This is a genomic window from Carboxylicivirga mesophila (genome assembly GCF_018271975.1).
Lineage (GTDB): Bacteria > Bacteroidota > Bacteroidia > Bacteroidales > Marinilabiliaceae > Carboxylicivirga > Carboxylicivirga mesophila.
This window is the reverse complement of sequence record NZ_JAGUCN010000011.1, coordinates 40,182-58,353: the sequence shown is the minus strand read 5'-3', so window position 1 is coordinate 58,353 and position 18,172 is coordinate 40,182. Positions and strand designations below refer to the sequence as shown.

13 protein-coding genes are annotated in these 18,172 nt (G+C 41.6%); 3 read left to right on the top strand and 10 right to left on the bottom strand.

The genetic code is table 11. The features are described from left to right. Positions 1-11: 11 nt before the first annotated feature. The 3 genes from KEM09_RS10810 (at position 12) to KEM09_RS10800 (ending at position 3,500) form a co-directional block, all read left to right on the top strand. Positions 12-1,523 carry a RagB/SusD family nutrient uptake outer membrane protein gene (locus tag KEM09_RS10810; protein ID WP_212228237.1) on the top strand — a complete coding sequence of 504 codons (1,512 nt, stop codon included), beginning with the start codon at positions 12-14 and terminating at the stop codon, positions 1,521-1,523. A gap of 151 nt (positions 1,524-1,674) precedes the next feature. Further along, a complete protein-coding gene (locus KEM09_RS10805) occupies positions 1,675-2,661 on the top strand; it encodes a sensor histidine kinase (protein ID WP_212228235.1) in 987 nt (328 codons plus the stop codon). Between the two features lie 197 nt (positions 2,662-2,858). Next, the gene (locus KEM09_RS10800; RefSeq protein WP_212228233.1) at positions 2,859-3,500 is read left to right on the top strand and encodes a response regulator; all 642 of its coding nucleotides are present in this window, start codon (positions 2,859-2,861) and stop codon (positions 3,498-3,500) included. Between the two features lie 420 nt (positions 3,501-3,920). On the opposite strand, the gene KEM09_RS10795 is transcribed toward KEM09_RS10800, so the two are convergent. The 10 genes from KEM09_RS10795 to KEM09_RS10750 all read right to left on the bottom strand — a co-directional run bounded on the left by KEM09_RS10795 (position 3,921) and on the right by KEM09_RS10750 (position 18,034). Further along, positions 3,921-4,901: a helix-turn-helix domain-containing protein gene (locus KEM09_RS10795; RefSeq protein WP_212228231.1), complete on the bottom strand. Its 981-nt coding sequence runs from the start codon at positions 4,899-4,901 to the stop codon at positions 3,921-3,923. Between the two features lie 376 nt (positions 4,902-5,277). Next, positions 5,278-6,192, bottom strand: a complete 915-nt coding sequence (locus KEM09_RS10790; protein ID WP_212228230.1) for a S1 family peptidase — start codon at positions 6,190-6,192, stop codon at positions 5,278-5,280. Positions 6,193-6,203: 11 nt separating this feature from the next. Then, positions 6,204-7,349, bottom strand: coding sequence for a thioredoxin family protein (locus KEM09_RS10785; protein ID WP_212228229.1), 1,146 nt, complete (start codon positions 7,347-7,349; stop codon positions 6,204-6,206). Positions 7,350-7,457: 108 nt separating this feature from the next. After that, positions 7,458-8,693, bottom strand: a complete 1,236-nt coding sequence (locus KEM09_RS10780; RefSeq protein WP_212228228.1) for a hypothetical protein — start codon at positions 8,691-8,693, stop codon at positions 7,458-7,460. Between the two features lie 20 nt (positions 8,694-8,713). Further along, entirely contained in the window at positions 8,714-10,240 is a 1,527-nt protein-coding gene (locus KEM09_RS10775) for a RagB/SusD family nutrient uptake outer membrane protein (protein ID WP_212228227.1), read from the bottom strand. 11 nt (positions 10,241-10,251) lie between these two features. Beyond that, complete coding sequence (locus KEM09_RS10770; RefSeq protein ID WP_212228226.1) at positions 10,252-13,779, bottom strand: SusC/RagA family TonB-linked outer membrane protein; 3,528 nt, start codon at positions 13,777-13,779, stop codon at positions 10,252-10,254. An 86-nt stretch (positions 13,780-13,865) separates the two neighbouring features. Continuing rightward, positions 13,866-15,044: a FecR family protein gene (locus KEM09_RS10765; protein WP_212228224.1), complete on the bottom strand. Its 1,179-nt coding sequence runs from the start codon at positions 15,042-15,044 to the stop codon at positions 13,866-13,868. Positions 15,045-15,115: 71 nt separating this feature from the next. Continuing rightward, positions 15,116-15,664 (bottom strand): RNA polymerase sigma-70 factor, encoded by a 549-nt coding sequence (locus KEM09_RS10760; protein WP_212228222.1) that lies wholly within the window; start codon positions 15,662-15,664, stop codon positions 15,116-15,118. A 224-nt stretch (positions 15,665-15,888) separates the two neighbouring features. Then, positions 15,889-16,365 (bottom strand): NanQ anomerase/TabA/YiaL family protein, encoded by a 477-nt coding sequence (locus KEM09_RS10755; protein WP_212187861.1) that lies wholly within the window; start codon positions 16,363-16,365, stop codon positions 15,889-15,891. Positions 16,366-16,537: 172 nt separating this feature from the next. Next, on the bottom strand, positions 16,538-18,034 hold the full coding sequence (locus tag KEM09_RS10750) for a glutamine synthetase family protein (RefSeq protein ID WP_212228220.1): 1,497 nt from the start codon (positions 18,032-18,034) through the stop codon (positions 16,538-16,540). Positions 18,035-18,172: the final 138 nt, after the last annotated feature.

Here is an 18,172-nt window from a genome sequence, read left to right as displayed (position 1 = left end):
AAATGAGAACTATGAAATTAGATATCAAACTTCTATTAGCCTTGTTGCTTTTTGTAACAGCCTGTTCTGATGATTTCCTGGATGCTGATCCAGATAGATACCTGTCATCAGATAGAGCGGATGAACTATTGAAAACAAACCCCGATAAAATTACTGAGGGATACTTGTTGGGGATGTACTACGATTTGTTCAAGTACAGGGATTCGCACGACGATTTTGGTTTGAGGGCTATGATGCTGGCTACCGATATGATGACCGATGATATTGCCTATAATATTACACAATGGTTTAATTTTGACTATCAGCTAGATAATAGAGGAGCTCCATACCGCCGTCCAAGAAGCGCATGGCGTACCATGTACGATGGTATTCGTGGTGCTAATACGGTTATTGGTTTAATCAAACCACAAGATGGTGAAGAGCTGGAAAATGCAGTTTCGCGTAACGCAATTGGTCAGGCTTATACAGCCCGTGCCTACTTCTATTTTTGGTTAATCAATATGTACCAGCACCCCTACCAGTGGAATAAGGACGCACCTGGTGTGCCAATTATTACAGAAGATGAAATGAAGTTGGCCCGTCAGCCGGTAAGAGATGTATATGACTTAATATTGAGTGATATTGATAAAGGCTATAACTATTTAAAGGGAACCAATTCTGCAAGTGGAAGGTTGAATCAATATGCAGCTGCTGCTATATATGCTAAGGTACTTAGCTTTGTAAACGATTATCCAAATCAATGGCAGGAGGTGGTGAAGTATGCCGACATTGCCATTGATGGTGTGCCTTTAATGACAGCTGATGAGCTGGCCGGTTTTGGTTTTAACACGGTTAGTGGTAATAAAAACGAAGTGTTGTGGGGTGCCTTAATTAGTACAGAAACTAATACTTTTTATGCCTCATTTATGAGTCATATTGATGCAGATGCCGGCGGTTATGGAGGTGCGTTGGGGCAATACAAAGAGCCTACATCCGAGTTGGTTGAAGCTTTAGCTGCTCAGGAAGGCGATGTGCGCCAAATGTGGTTTGAAGAGCGACTGATTAATGGCGAAGAAGATGATGAGAATGGCGATCCAATTAAAGTGTCACGCGATCCTAAATTATATGTGAATAAGAAATTTAGAGATGTAGGTGGATTCGAATCAGATTACATTTATCTGCGAGTAGCCGAAATGCATTATTTAAAAGCAGAAGCATTGTATTTAGATGGACATGAAGGAGATGCCAAAGCAGCCTTGGAAACTATTATGCAAGCACGTATGGCTGGTTATACTTGCACTAAATCGGGTGAAGAGCTGATGGCTGAGATTGACCTTCAGAAACGTATTGATATGTGGGGTGAAGGTACACGTCTGTTCGACCTCAAGCGTCGTAATGAAGCTATTGATCGTACCGGCTCTGAAAATCATAGACCCAATGTAATAATGAATGTATTGGCTAATGACAAGTTGTTGATATATCGAATTCCACAGGTTGAAATTGATGCCAATGATGAAATTGGTCAGGAAGATCAAAATCCATAAGCTATAATCTTTATTTCAGTTCAAAAGGCTATCTCATTTTTGAGATAGCCTTTACTGCTACTTTATATATGGCTATTAGTTGGCTGTCAGGCATACTTTTTGAAAGGAATATCCACCCCTCAGTAGCAAACGCTTTCAAATAAAAACAGACATGGATGAATTAGATACTGGTTTTACATTACTTCATGAGGTACTGTTGTTTACTTCGGTTTTGATACAGGTTGCAGCGGCATCAATAGCCACTGGCCTGATTCCCAAAACCCGATACAATATTGCCTGGATAGCTATTTCGCTGGGTTTTCTATTGATGGCAATCAGGCTATTGGTTAATATGGTCGACTATCTTTTTAATAGCTCTTATGACGTATTTGAAGTATCTAATGTTTGGCTGGCGCTCATTATATCCATCACTATGCTGGTAGCGTCTGTCTATATCCGGCGAATTCTGAATGATTTAGAGGAACTGAGTATTAAGCAAAAAAAGACTGAAGAAAAGGTTATGGCCGCAATGGTTATTACCGAGGAAAATGAAAAGAAGCGTATTGCCCAGGAGATTCATGATGGACTGGGGCCGGTGTTGTCCATCACCCGCATGCTGTTGTCTACTTTTAAAACTGAGAAGCTGGATGAGGAGCAGCAATCGAAATTGAAAAGTATTAACGATTCGGTGGCACAGGGTGTTCTATCGGTTTACGAAATATCAAATCAGCTAAGGCCACTGGCCCTAAAGCAAGGAAGTGTTTTAGAGGCTATGAGGAGTTTCGTCAGGCGGAGCGGGGTGAAGAACCTGCTTAATGTTAAGTTTCATACCAATATTAGCGATGAAAAGTATGACTTTAATATTGAGATTGTGTTGTATAGGGTTTTTTGCGAACTGCTGAATAATACCATTAAACATGCCGATGCTTCGATGGCCAGTGTTTCATTGTATAAAACACCTGAAATGCTGGTGTTTATCTATACCGATGATGGGAGGGGATTTGATGCTGAGCAGGCGTTTGGTAAAGGCATGGGGCTATTGAATATCGCCTCAAGAGCCAAGGCAATAGGCGCAGGTTTAGTGGTTGAAAATACCAGTAGCGGAGGCATGTTTGTTAATATTGATGTGCCTTTGATGAGTCGTTTAAAAAAGGTGTAAGGCAGGCAAGTTTACATTTGCACCTGGTCGTTATTTTATCACCAGTCGCACTAAAATTAAGCATCTGAATTTGGATTCTACTTATAAAAGCTTAGCAAGTGATAATATTGGTGCTTTTGTTAGCTGTTTTCGACTGCTTTTGTTGGGTTAGGTATAATCTTTGATAAGTATTTTTTAATCTCTTTATGTCATATAATATGAAAAACATTTCTGTAGCTGTTGTTGATGATCACAAGCTGTTTCGTGAAGGTTTATGCAGCCTGTTAAACGAACTGCCCTATGTTAACGAAGTGGTCCAGGCCTGCGATGGCAGAGAGTTTATTCAGCTTATTAAATCTAAAAGTCACATCGACCTCGTGTTTATGGATGTTTCAATGCCAATAATGGGGGGAGAAATGGCTACAAAAAAAGCGCTTGAAATCAATCACCGGCTTAAAATTATTGCACTAACCATGCATGTTAGTGAGAAGGTGTATGCCAATATGCTTAAGGCTGGCGCTTCGGGCTATGTATTAAAGAGTGCTAGTTTTATTGAAATAAAAAAGGCTTTACACACGGTACTTGAAGGTAAGCGCTATGCATACCAAGGCGGAAGAAATGTAATTCAGGCCGAGGAAGATATGACTGTTAACTCGGTGTTTAAAAGTTTCACCGAACGTGAATTGCAGATAACCCGTTACATTGGCAAGGGCTTTACCAGTGCTCAGATAGCTGAAGAGCTGCAGATTAGCAAGAAAACGGTTGATAAGCACCGTGAGAATATTTTTATAAAGTCCAACGTTTCAAATGCCATTGACCTGGTCATTGTGGCAATCAAAAACGGCATAATAGAGGTGTGATTTATCATTAGTTTAAATAGCCACATAATCACTCAGTCAGTGATGCCCATAAGTGCTCCATTGCGCCGTTGAAGTACTGATTCAATGCTATAAACTTCTGTTTTGCTTCCCGGAACTTCAACTTTTGAACTAATAACTTCCGATTCGGAACTTCAAACTTCTGCTTCAGAACTATTAACTTCAAATCTGGAACTTCGAGCTATTGTTTTATAACTTCGAAGATGTAATTTGAAGCATCGAAGGTGTAAATTAGAACTTCTATCTGTTATTTTAGAACTTCTAAGCTGCAATTCGGAACTTCGAATGATAGAAAGCAGAATTAATGGGAGTGCATCTGTTATTGACATGCTTATATCGAGATGTGCTCCTGAGCAGGTTTCGTCATCAGCCTTTAGTGTTTAAGGAATCTTCCGGGCGCTCTTATCTGTTCACCTCGCTTGGTGTAATGCCTTTTACCTTTTTAAACATGCTGGCAAACTTCGACAGGTTGGAGTAGCCCAGGTCGTAACCCACCTCCATAACCGAGTAATCACCTGTTTTTAGGCGGCGGTAGGCCTCATCCATTTTAGCATGGGCATAGAATTGATAGATGGAACAATCAAACAATGTTTTAAAGTCGCGCTTGAGCTTTGAGGTGCTGATGCCATAGGTGTCGGCAATTGTCTGGATATTAATCTTCTGGTTGAAACTTGACATTAGCTGGTTTTTAATCAGCATCAGCCGCTGGTAGTCGTCGGCGTGCAGGCCATTCAGGTTGTTCTGACTGCTCATCTTTTGTGCCGTCATAATTAAACTGGTAAGCGTTTCAAGGCCTTTGGCTATAATCATGGGCCGACCGCCAAACTCAATATCCTGGTAGTAGAGTATATCATCCGTAAGGCGCTCTAAATCGATGGGTAACTGCATATGATAGGTCATAGGCTGGTTATGGCCAAAAGCCTCTTCGTACATATCAGCAGCTTCGGGCATAAAATCCAGAAAAGCCTCTTTTGTAAATTTGATGGTTATCGAACTGTAAAACAAGTTGGCCGGTATCTCGCCTTGCAGGGCAAAACGACCATTGTGAATAAAAGCACCTGTAGAAGTGGTAGCCTCAACGTACTGTTTATTTCTCATATAGGCATGCTCTATTTGTCCCTTCTTAAATATGTTGATATGTATTAAATCCAGGTCTTTATCGGGAGTTCGGTGCATTGATATGGGGGTGGCTGTTCGCCCTTGTGTGATGGAAAGTTCCATGTTGGGTCGCAGGTCATAGGTAAATATGCTTACCTGCAAATCATCGGTATGTAATTGATAGGAGTGGGGCGTGGCTGTACCGCCGAAGCGCTCATGAATGGCCTCAATGTAGTTCCGCGCCAGTCCCTCTTTCACATTCAGCAGAATTTTATTAGTGCCCATCTTCTATTTGCTTTGGTTAAAACCGATTGAAAGTTCGTGATTCTTTTAATCATTGCAAATAGCGTGCTAATGTTACGTATTTAACGCTATAAAAAGAGAGAAGACATTATTTTGAAGCTGGCAGATAGTTTGTTATTTCCTTCAGATGGCGCAGACTTACGCAGAAAAAAGGAACCTGGTTAGTGAAAATTAAACTTTGTGGTAAACAGAGGGAGGCAGGATGCCGTGTTGTGAGATCATGATAAAACTTGATTATTGATGAGTGTAAACATTCTTACTACTAGATAGTTATAGTATATAAAAAGGCAAGCGCAGGCCTGATTTAAGATGTTGAAGAAGTTTTCAGAACCTGACGCTCACCCCAAAAGGATAATGGTCATTGTTCCGGCACACCTTTATAAATAGATGTTGTAACCATATCCTTTTGTATCATGTTTTTTAGCAGACTTACCGGTATCACATCCTTTACCACCATCTGTAGGTTTTGATTTGGTGTATAATAGATTGAGTTGGTAGTGGTAACAATGCCCACTACTTCACCCTGAGCGTTAAAAACAGGGCCACCACTTGAGCCTTTGGCAAAATCGGCCGAGATGGACTGACGCGGCGATTTGTATTTATTGCTGGTATGCTGACGCATCATTCTTCCATGGGAGTAGTAGTAGAAGCGTTTATCAGGATGGCTGATAAGGTGTAAGTCATCACCAACATTAAGGTCATCACCTAGTCGCAATGGCTTTAGCTCATTGGACGTATCAATCTTAAACAGGGCTAAATCACTGAGTTCATCTCCTGCCAGCACCCGCTTCACAGGGTAGACGTTGCCTTCGTAATCGACGGCATAAACGGATAAATGCATGGTGCTGTTATTGTCTGATTTTTTAAACACATGATGGTTGGTTACGCCAACGCCATCCTTGTTAATTACAAAGCCGGTAGCCGTTGAAATGTGGTAATTGGGGCATTTATCGCAGAGGTACAGCTTGGCCAGTATCAACACGCCCTCTTTGTGCTCATCAAAGCTAAATGTTGCCTTTTTCGCTAGCTTTTCTTCGTTGTAGATAACAGCTGTTTTTTTATAGCGATCCATTTCCTGACGAAGCTTGAAGAGACCTGTAAAGCTCCCATTATCGAAAAGCTCGCCGGCTTCTTGTGTTATGCGGCTGGTTACTTCCTTGTCGTTGATGTAATTGCCGTAGTCTTCCACCGTTTTTTCTTGTGCACTAAGTGTCAGTGCTGAGAAGCAAATGACCATCAGGCCTGCCAGGTATTGTTTTATCTTCTTTGTCATGGTAGAGTCGTTTACTTGTTTTGCTTTGGCTGCATTAATTGCTCAAGCGTGCGCTTATACGATTTTTTGGCCTGCTCAGAGCTGGTGCGGTCAATGGCCAGCTGACACCACCTGGCTGCTTCGGCACGTGTGGCAGCATCGTTGCATCGCTGGTCAATGCGCATAGCATAGTTCCATATGATTGATGGATGCAGCTTATCGCCCATACTCTCTATTTTTGCGTTTACCAGCTTGATGTGGGCATCCCATTGCTCCAGCATAAGCGTGTAACGCAAGTCGGTATCTTTTTTAATTTTTTCCCATTGAGGCAAACCCATCTCCTTTAGCTGCGCAATGTAGTTTTGGTAGCCTTCTTCGTCCAAAACCATTTTATCACCCTCTTTGCTGGCAAACAGTCCTGCACCGCGAGAATAAACTGTGTTTATCTTACGGTCGACAGCCAGCTCGCCGTGTATTGCCACAAAGTGGTTACGGTTATCATATACATATCGTATAATCTCTGAATCGGCATCGATAATATAGTCGTTAATCAGTTGCCAGTTTTTGTCTTGCAACCATAGTTGAGGTTTGATCTCTAATAATACTTCAGCAGCCACATCGTTCAGTTCGTCTTTTTTATTGGCTGACTTAAGCACCTGCAGGTATTCTTCGATAAACTGTTCCTCGCGGTCGCCTTCGTTGTAGCGTTTCTGATAGTAACCAAAGCCTTTGTTTGATTGCATTTTTTTCGCTTCATCAATCAGCTTTTCCGGTGTTCGATAGCCTACTAAGCGGTGCATCTCTTCTCCATTGGTATTGAGAAACAACATGGTTGGAAAGGCCGATACTTTAAGCTGATCTTTCAGAGTAATGCCTTCTCCTTTCTCCATATCCACCTTGATGGAAATAAAGTGCTCGTTAAAATAGGCGCCCAGCTCTTTATCAGGAAACACCTCTTTTGCCAGTTTCTTGCAGGGACCACACCACGAGGTGTAGCAGTCCATAAAGATGGCTTTATCTTCGGCTTTGGCTTTATCAAGTGTTTCCTGCCAGCTACCGCTAAAGAAAGTAATGCCGCCCTCTGTACTAGCCATTAGCTTGTGGCTGCTCATTACAAAGCCGATTAGCAGCAAGGTGATAAGTACCCATTGAGGGAGTTTGATATTCGGTATATGCATCTGTTGAGTTTTATTGTCGTTCTTGATTGATTTTTAAATAATGAAGTAAACAGAAGACCCTCAGCTAAAAAAATATAACAAGGGTCTCCATGTATATTATCATTATTTTTACTCCAATAAGCCATTCATTCTGCCGGGGCAGTTTTCGATGGCAAAGCGCACACGTGCTGCCTGATTTGCCGTAATGTGGTTGCGATACGAAGCATTTGACATTGCATCCATGGCATTTGATGCGTTAAACTTCTCACCGTTTAAGCCCGTTTTTACAATCTGATTAACCTGCCCCGAGGTGATGTACTTTTGCGTATCGGAGCAATAATCCTCGAAATCACCTCCATTGTCACCAAAGGTGGTTGCATAGAGGCCATAAAACCTTCCAATTGCATTGGCTATGGAAATACGTGATTCAGGTGCCTGCTGAAACAAGCTGCGCTCAACAGCGGCTGCCAGGTTATTAAAGGTTCTATCTTCAGTGGATATTACGTCACTATCAACAACTTCACCCATGCCCGGCCAGACATTTTCAGGGCTCACATTTTGAAATTGAGGTGTGGTGTTTTTTAGGTCACTCGAAAAAGGCATAACAAAAATATTCAAATACGCATCATGATTCCAGTATCGAGCCCCGCTGTAGTAACCATCTAATTCGGCGATTAGTGTTTCAGCATCTTTGGCCTGAGTACTGGTGTAGATGATTTGATTATATCCTGGTTTACCCATGGATGATCCGGAGTTGGTATATTCTGCCAAACGAAATTCAATGTTAGCAGATGCCGCATTGGGTGAGTTCCCCATTTCGTTATTGAATACACGATTTAGGTCATTTAATGCGGTTTCCAGGTGTTTATAATCTATCTTTTTATAGGTTAAAGGATCGTATTCATCGTCATTTTCATCGAGTTCCAATACATGAAAAACCACATTGACATAGCGTTTTTCGTAATTGGCAACAGGCGCATACACTTCCACTTCTTCTAACTCTGACTGAGCCGAGCCAATTTGAGCATAAAAAGTTTTGGAGATGCCTGCCTCTTCTGGGTAATAGGTCATATCCACTTTTGCACCTGTTTCATCATAGATATGAATGGCATTAGAAGGTAAGCTTTTCAGGTTCACCGCACGTAATTCGCTGGCGCTGTCACCAAAATAAACTGTTCGATAGGCTTCGAGGTGAAAAGAAAGCGCTGCCTTACCGTCGGTCACCACCTTATCTGTACCGGCACTAAAAAAGACCGAATCAATCTCGCTGGGATCCACATCGTGCATTTTGTAGTTGAACCCATCTTCTTTCTGGCAAGCCAATAAACCAGCCAGAAATGGTATGATATATAGTAATTTATTCATTTTCATTTTAGTTTTATTGTTTACCACACTACATTTACCCAACCTGGGTTTTGAGAAATATGGGGGTTCTCCTGTAATTCGCGTAAAGGAATTGGTAGGGCAAACTGATAGCTATTTGGTTCAATGATTACGGTATATGGTTCTTCGTAGGTATCGAATACTTTGATGGAACGCTCGAACGAAACCCCGTAGCGCTTCATATCCAGCCAGCGATAATCCTTAATACCGGCAAACTCTTTACGGCGTTCGCTGATAATTTCTGCCAATAATTCTTCTCCAGTGACAGTTATTTGTTCCAATCCTCTCCACTCTCTGAAATTATTCACTACTTCCAGAGCTGCTGCTTCATTACCCAATCGGTAATGGCATTCAGCCAGCATTAAGTAGGCATTTTCGATTTCAAATAAATAAAATGAACCATATTTCTGATACATGAAATGGGTACTTGGCCAAGTTGTATGGTTTACAACCGGTGGATTACCAATAGGACCAGAGTTACGTAGCAGAAATCTCCAGCGGATATCATTGCTTTCTACAGAGTTGTAGAATTCTTCAACGAATGACATACCGGTAGGGCGACCACTGCGCGCGCCAAATACAGGAGCAATTGCCGTGTTACTATTACTTGAAATAATAAATGGGTGAGGATAAGCATGCAAGCGTCCACCCATTTTTTCTGTATACTCTGTATATGATCGGGGTGTAATTACTTCGATGCCTTCCGATGCGATTAACGCGGCTTCTTTGGCATTTTGGTAGTCGTTACCTTCCTGTGCCGGACTCTCTGCCTTAAACCAATATACCTGAGCCAGTAAATTATAAAGGCTTCTTCTGTCATACATTACATTGAATGAACTCTTGGGCTCGGTTTCGTCCAGCATTTCCTTTACCTCATATAAATCGTCCAATAAAATCTCATACACCTCAGTGTGTGTTTTTCGTGGCATTTGAATACCTACTACTTCATCGCCTGTGTGCAAATAAATAGGAATACCATTTTCTTCAGAGTTGTATTGTGCAAAATACTGGTAAAGCTTAAACAGGTAATAGGCGCGGTGCATTTTCAATTCTCCCACTAACTGATGACGCTGTTCAAGGGTGCAATCATCAAAGTCAGCCATGGCATCGATGTAAGTGTTTAAAAAGCCTACCTGACGATAGTATTCGTTCCAGATGTGCTGTGGTGTGCTAAAATCGTTATATAAGAATTTATCAGCGTAATACACCTCACGATTGTTGGGAACCAGGTTGTTCCAGCGATCGGTATAAATCTCCCAGCTTTTTTCCGGATCAAGGTTGTCTGCATAGGCTTCAAACATCATGAGCATATCGCTTGTAAATAGGCGATAGTTAGCGTTACTCAAATTATGATTTGGTAAACCCCTCTCATACTGGTCATACATATAACGCGAAAACATAATCTTAACATCTTCGTATCCGCGCAATGCACGCTCATTGGTTGGATCGACTGATAAAAAGTCGGAACATCCGCTGGCAGCAAAAGTGATTGCTGTAATCAGGCTGATATATAGTTTATTTAATCTCATCTCTCAAAAAATTAAAATCCGAGTGTTACAGATAGTGTATAATTAGGTGTTAATGGGTAACCAAAGGCATTGCGTGTTTCAGGATCTGAGCCACTGAAATTGGTTAGTGTAAACAGGTTACTTCCGATAAATCGTAATGATAAATTACTGAACGGACTGTTGTCAGTAACCGACTTAGGTGCACGCCACCCTACAGATAATGATTGTAAGCGCAGGTAATTACCCTTTTCCAGATCGGAATCAACTAAGTATAAGTCATAGTTGGAGCGGGTGGTCGACATTTCCGGAATATCGGTGATGTCGCCCGGCTGTGTCCATGCGTAAAGGTGATCGGTTGATAGGTTTGTGCGTGATGCATATAAGCTACCTTTTCCGCCGTTGGGACCATTTTGAACATCCTGGAAACCTAGTAACTGGTTACCGCCGGCATATACAAAGTTGGCTGTTACATCAAATCCTTTGTAATAAACGCGTGTATTGATACCCCCATAAAACTTGGCATCGCGCTGGCCCAAATGATAGGCCGCATAATCATCGTTAAGGATTTGGCTGCTTGTATTATTCAAGTCAATTAGCTCATCGGTATACGTTATTTCACCGGTATTGTAATCGGTGTTTTTACGTTGAGCCCATACCATAGCTGCACCTGTGTTTTCGTCAATGTGCGAAAACTTATAGCCATACCAACTATTCACCGCATATCCCTGAACATTTTGGGTGCGATAGGTCGAATTAGCAGGTAAGTCAACGTTGTAAACCTGGTCTAACTGGTTGTTTACAGTTGCAAAGTTACCGCCTAATTCCCACATAAAGTCTTTTTGCTTGATGACTTCAAAACGTGCTGATACTTCGAATCCCTGATTGCTTAGTTCGCCCACATTCACATAGGCAAATTCGCGTCCGCTGGAGTTGGGTAGGCGCATCTGATCGAGCAGGTCAGTAATCTTTTCATCAAAATAGTTGACCTCGAAATTGGCACGACCTTGTAAAACAGACACCTCTAATCCTAAGTTGATATCGCGTTTTTGCTCCCATCTCAAATTTGGATTACCGTATGTAAATAAATTACCGGTTGGCATACCATCAAAGAAGTAAGCTGATAAAGAATAGGTGTGGAATGGCAATTGATCACGATTAATACTGCCCCGGTAACCATAACCCAGAGAGAAGACTAAACGATCGAAAATGCCATTGTTTTTCATAAACGCTTCTTCGTGCGCATTCCATTTGGCACCCGCCGACCACAATGGTTGAAACTGATTTTCGTTCCCCAAGATATCTACTCCGTCGTAGCGAATATTAAAGTTAGCCACATAACGATTATCATATGAATACACACCTGATGCTATGTAACTGGCATTTCGTCTTTGGCGGAATCTGGAACCTCCTAAGCGTGATAGCGCCAATTGGTCAAAATTACCCGAGTTAATGTCTGTCCATGATGGATAGCCACCCAAACGGTATGCGCTAAGATAAACCGGCATCATGCTGTTAAACTGGTAATTTGCACTACCGCCAATTTCAATTGCGCCAAATCCCTGGATGTAATGTTTGTCAATGCGTTTGTTATATTCCAGGCTGTTACGTATGGTGAAGTTTAAGGTGCGGCCAAAACTTTCCTGCAAGCGGCCTAAGTTATATTCGGGCAATACATTACCACCGCTGGCAGCTGAGTTTAACCAGTTAGCCGTCCATGAAGCATAGGTGCCGGCACCATATTCATCCATGCTGTGCACAGTATTGTAATCTATCGCAGTTGTTGAAACAGCACGAAAGTCATCCAGGAAAGTATATTCAGCACCAATCTGTGCACGCATCATACCGGCTGTATTGGTTCGTGTGTTTTCACGCAGTTCACGAACGATATTAAAGTCATAATACCCTAGGTGAGGATTTGAAGTTACCGGGGGTAAATAGGTTTGATCCGCAGCATATGATCCATTGGCATGAAACGGTTTTTCATATGGATTGGCATATACCGCATACTCAAATTCATTCATGGCAGATATACCCTCAGTGCGCTCTTTAAGGGTCGAATACATATTGAACTTAAGCAGAAAATTATCAGTAACAAAGCGGCTCACCTTCATGTTGATTGTTCCTTGTTGAAAATCGTTTTCCATCAACGCACCCTGCGAACCGTTGTAATTGGCCGAGATATGGTATTGTAATTTATCGGTACCACCACTCATAGTCAAGTTATGCGATTGGGTAAACGCATTTCGATATAATACATCCATCCAGTCGGTTTGTGTATTGCGCAGCATATCAATTTGTTGTTGGCCTTGCTCGGCAGTCAGGTAACCCTGGTTAACCTGGTTCATAATCTGGATGGCTCGTCCGCCTGATGTTGGCAGGTACTTGTCGTAGATACCCAATTCAAAGTCAACTTTCTGATTGGAGTTCATAAAGTTCCAGCTGTTCTGTGGTTTCATGGTAACACCATATTTACCGCTGTAGCTGATATAGTCTTTGCCTGCCTTTCCTTGCTTGGTAGTAATGACTACCACGCCATTGGCAGCACGTGAGCCGTATACCGATGCGGCTGTTGCATCGCGCAGCACAGTTATACTTTCAATATCTTCAGGAGGAATATTGCCCAGTCCATGGGTCAACATTTCATTCACATTACCCACTACATCGCTATCGGCCATAGGCATGCCATCCAATACAAATAATGGTTGGCGGTTACCGGTCATAGTGTTAATTCCTCGAATCTGAATTTGTCCGACTTGACCCGGATTACCCGAGGCGCTTTGTACATATACACCTGCCATTTGACCTTTCATTGCCTCATCAACAGTGGTGGCCCCGATAAATTCCATTTTTTCAGCATCAATGGAGCTAACCGAACCAATCATTTTGGATTTTTCACGCTTTTGCATACCAGTTACCACCACCTGGCTAATTTCACTAACATTTTCATCCAGGTAGACGGTTAGTTCGGTTTCTTTGCCTACACTTACTTCTTTTGTTACGAATCCAATAAATGTGACCAGCAGATGAGTCTTGTTAGACGGAAAATCAATAATGAAATTACCATCCACATCAGTTACGGTACCACGGTTACCTTCCTTCACAATCACATTGGCTCCAGGCAAAGGTTCGTTGATACCGGCTATCATTACTTTACCTTTTATCTTGGTAAAGCTGATGGGTTGCTTCATTTCTTGTTGAGATTTGTTGATGACAATTACATCATCCAATATCTTAAATTCAAGATGCTGCTTGGCCAGTAACAGCTCAAGAATATCATGCAGCGGCATATTGTCTGCATCAATGCTCACTTTAGCTTGTTCATCAACAATATCTGAGCTGTACACAAAACTATAGCCGGTCTGCTGGCGGATTTGATCCAGTGCATTAACCAGCGCCTTGTTTTTAAGATGAATACTTGCTTTGCGCTCCTGACTGTAGAGTGCCGCCTGAACCTGGATAGTTCCGGCCAGCATAAAAAGTCCCAAAATTTGAATGAGCTTTAATTTTTTAAGCAAACCAAATGCAATACAGATAGCATCTGCCGAACATTTTTTTTCCATATATTAGTAATGTTTAATTAAGGTATGCTCGTGTTACAGCACGAGCGTTTAACATTAGGTGGATGTTACAGCATCCACCTTTTTTATTAATTGATACTTTTTACTGTTAGCGTGTTTCCATTTACTTCCATGTCAACGGAACCGGTCAATTCAAGTATTGAAATAAACTTGTTAATTGACTCGTATTTGGGCATGTCAATGGAGAAGCGATAGTTCCTGCTTGCTTCGTTGTTGTAGACAACATCGATGTTATACCACCGTTGCATATCGTTCAGAATGGCTTCCAGTGGTTGGTCTCTAAAAACTAATCGGCCTTCTTTCCAGGCTGAGTATAGGTATGTGTTCACCTCTTTAACAACTACTGTGCCACTATTAGCGTTATTGACAATTAGCTGCTGGTTGGGCTTGAGCTTTTTTACAAAACTGCTTGCATTGCCATTAGTTGAGCGCGCTTCAACTGAGCCTGAAACTAAGGTGGTTACTGTTTGTTTGTCATCGGGGTAGGCCGATAGGTTAAAGGCTGTTCCCAATACCTCTATTTGTTGTGTAGCCGTTTCAACAATAAAAGGTTGCTCAGGATTATGAGCCACTTCAAAATAAGCTTCTCCTGTCAGCTTAACGGTTCTGTTGGTGCCGCTAAAGGCTACCGGAAATGTTAACTCCGATTGAGCGTTTAGCCACACTTTTGTGCCATCGGCCAGCTCCAGTTGGTATTCTCCGCCATGGGGGGTTACAAGGGTATTATATAATAATTCTTTATCGCTAATTGCTTCATTTTGATACACCAAGCCACTATCGGTATGAAGAATTTGTACACCATGTTCATTTATAACAGATGCATCATTGGTAGTTCCAAGTTCAAGCTGCGCACCATTAGCCAGCTTTAATATCGCTTTAGATGTACCGGGACGAATCACCTCCTGTGCCAGATAATCAGTTTCATAATCTGCGTTAAGAAGGTAATTGATTGCTATACCCACTGCCAGGACTAAGCCAGCAATGGCAGCAGCCCGAAATGCTATTTGGCCGACTGTAAACTTGCGTTGTTCCGTCCTTTGTAAAAAATTACGGTAAGCTTTTTTCGTATCTATCTGCTTATATTCGTGAAGCCGTTGTTCGATTTGGTTATGATGATGGATGGATTGAAATGTTTTTTCGTTCTCCGTATCTTTCAACCAGTAATGCAGCTGCTTTTCTTCCTCATCAGATGAGTTAGAAAGCAAATGTTTACCTATGATTCGTCCTATTTTAACATGGTCTTTCATGCAAGTAGTTTTTAAGTAATACAACTACAAGCTAAAAAAGGAGTGCAACGAAAGTGATTTTTTTTTCTTTTTTACATCCCGGATGCGAATGAAACGATCTGGTAAACGTTCTTCAGTTGTTCCTTTAGTCGTTTATAAGCCCGTTTTTTTTGTGATTTGACGGTGTTAATGGAGATGGATAAATCTTCTGCAATCTCATTATTCTTTAGTCCATTGAGTGACAGGATTAATATTTTCTGGCACTGTTCAGGAAGTTGATTGATGGCATTGGTCAGAGTAGAGTAGGTCTCCTCTTCAATCATTTTATTCAGAAAGTAAGTTTCAGAGCTTACTTCAAGCAGTGTTTGTTGGCTGTGTTTGCGTTTAACAGTTTCGTGCTTGAGGATGTTAATGCACTCGTTACGGATGGTTTTATAGAGAAAACCTTTGGCTGCCAGTATATTTTTCTCTTCCTCAAAGTTTTCAAACAGCTTAATGAATGCGTTTTGGACAATGTCCTCGGCTTCGGTCGATGACTGAATAAACTGCCGGGCGAAAATGACAAGGCCCGGGAACCATTCTTCAAAATAGTGCTTTATCTGGTATTTATTGGATAGTATGTCGCTTTGATGTTTACTCATGTCCGTTGGAACATGATAAAATTATGCCAAAAATTTCAAAAATGGGTCTTTGACAAATTAAACATGATCAAAAAAATAAAATATCAGAAGAGTATACTAAGTATTCAGCTGAACAGAAAAGCATGTTTAACCCCTAAAAAGCATAATTGAACATGCTTATGTGTAAAACTATTGGGCTTATTCTTCTTTAGCTTAATGGCCTTTGGAAAATTGATGAAACAGCATTAATCAACAGCCACCTTAATAACTATCTTCTCAACTTTAGTGGGTGCATCAATACTAATGCACGGTGCATGTAAATCATCGGGATAAAGAATGCAGCCTGAACCAGTCGCTAATCTGATGTTTGAGTAATCTGCAACTTTTGGAAAGTATAAGTCCTTTGTTGCATCATAAGGGTCATCTTTTACTATTCTATTGATGGGAGCTATCAGTATCTGCTCCGTACCCTTGTGTATGTATTGTATATCAATGTATTTTTGATGTCCTTCCATTTTGGCCTCGGCAATAGGCTTGGTTTCATAGGTCTGAAAGATGGCAAATATCCGTCGGCCGTCAATTTCTACTTCAAAGGGTGTGCCTGCACTAACAGTTGTAAATACACTGCTAATATTTGTTTTGAGCAGGTAGTTAATGGCTGTTTTAATGCGTTCGTTATTGCATTGGTTCATCAATGTTGATAAAGTGCCAATAATTGCCATGTTGTATATTTTAAGGTTTCGAGTAAAGATAATGCATTTTTAGCACGTAAAACAACCGGTTGAGATAAGTAAAAAGGGCCGGAGTGTTGTTCCGGCCCTTAACAGGTTTAATTGTGCAAATACTAAGTAAAACATTGGCTGGCAATGTTGCGATATACAGATTTTGGTTTTGTTACTGACAATGAATGTATTGTAATACCAACTCACGAATTTGATCGTTCTTACCGTACAGGCGCTCGCTCAGCTTCTCATCATCAAACGCTTTTAGCTTGTTGATGGTGTGCGTAATAACTCTTTCTGGGAACACGTTGTTATTTTCAAAAAGGTGCCTTTTACTTTCGAGGCGAACAGCCGATTCGTAACATGAAGTTGGTAGCTGTTCTAAACCTCCTTCTGGCATTTGGTGGAAAATATTTCCGTTTACATACAGTTTTTCTGCTCTATCGAGGCTATCAGTCATGTTGAGACCATGTTCGGCTGCTGCTATCAAACCTGCAATAGTAAGGTGGATATTAGCCGAACCATCAGGAGCACGGAATTCAACGGTTTGCTTGCTATCGGTATTGGCCGGGTTAATTTCAATACCTGGATTAGCATCAAAAATCATTTTTTCAACCCCACCGGTCCAGCCTAGTGGCACGCGCACAAGGGCCGAACGGTTGCGGTCACCCCAGCAAATGTTTGTTGGAGCTTCCTGGTGGGGAACAAGGCGTAGGTATGAAGTAGGAATTGTATTTCCAAAGGCAGTTAGTGCATCGGCCATATCCAGTATGCCCGCAATCACTTTTTTAGCCACATCGCTTAAGCCGTTGGCACCGAGCATACTATTTTTACCATCTTTTTCAACTAACATGTGGAAGTGCAGGCCACTGCCCGCTTTTCCAACAGTAATCTTAGGCGCAAAACTGATTTCAACGTTGAGTTTTTCTGCCAGCATTCGCAGTACCCACTTAGCTACCAGTAATTGGTCAGCCGCAAATTCGGGTTCTGTTGGTAAAAACTCAATTTCGTGTTGTTCATAGGCTTCATTGCCGGCAGTGAAGGTGCCTACCTCGGCGTGGCCATATTTAATCTGACCGCCACATTGGGCAATCAGTTTCAGCGCTTCTTTGCGCATGGCTTCAAACTTGGCAAAAGGCTCCGACTCGTGGTAGCCTTTTTGATCAGATGCCGGGAAATTGCTCTGACGCTCGCTGTTGACATAGTACTCCAGTTCGCCCAAAAACTTCATGCTCATGCCGGTTGATGACATAAAATGCTGATGAGCTTTGCGCAGAATGTTCTCGGGAGCTGATTCCAAAGCCTGCCCTTTATGATCGTAGAATGAGCAAAGGATTTCAATAGATGGAATTTCAGAGAACGGATTTAAGAAAGCTGTGCGGTAGCGAGGTACCACATATAAATCGCTGCTGCCGGCTTCCATAAAAGAAAACAGGCTTGAGCCATCAACGCGTTCGCCGGCCGATAGAATGGCGTCGAGGTGCTCGCGACTTGAAGCCACAAAATTCAGGCTTTTCAGGCGGCCGTCTTCGGCTACATACCTGAAGTTGATCATCCTTATTTCATTGGCTTCCATATATTTAATGATATCCTCTTTGGTGAAATCTGCAGAAGGCTTCTGTAAATATCTTACCAGAGGATTTGGATTTAATGTTACTGATATATTCATGGTTGTTGTTTATATTTTTTGATGAATGCAAGATGGTAATTGTAAAATCTGATTTTGATGATGAAAATCATAAGTTGATAAAATATGACATGTTGTAAAGCATAGCATAGGGGTTGTGGTTTGTAAAATATTAAAAAT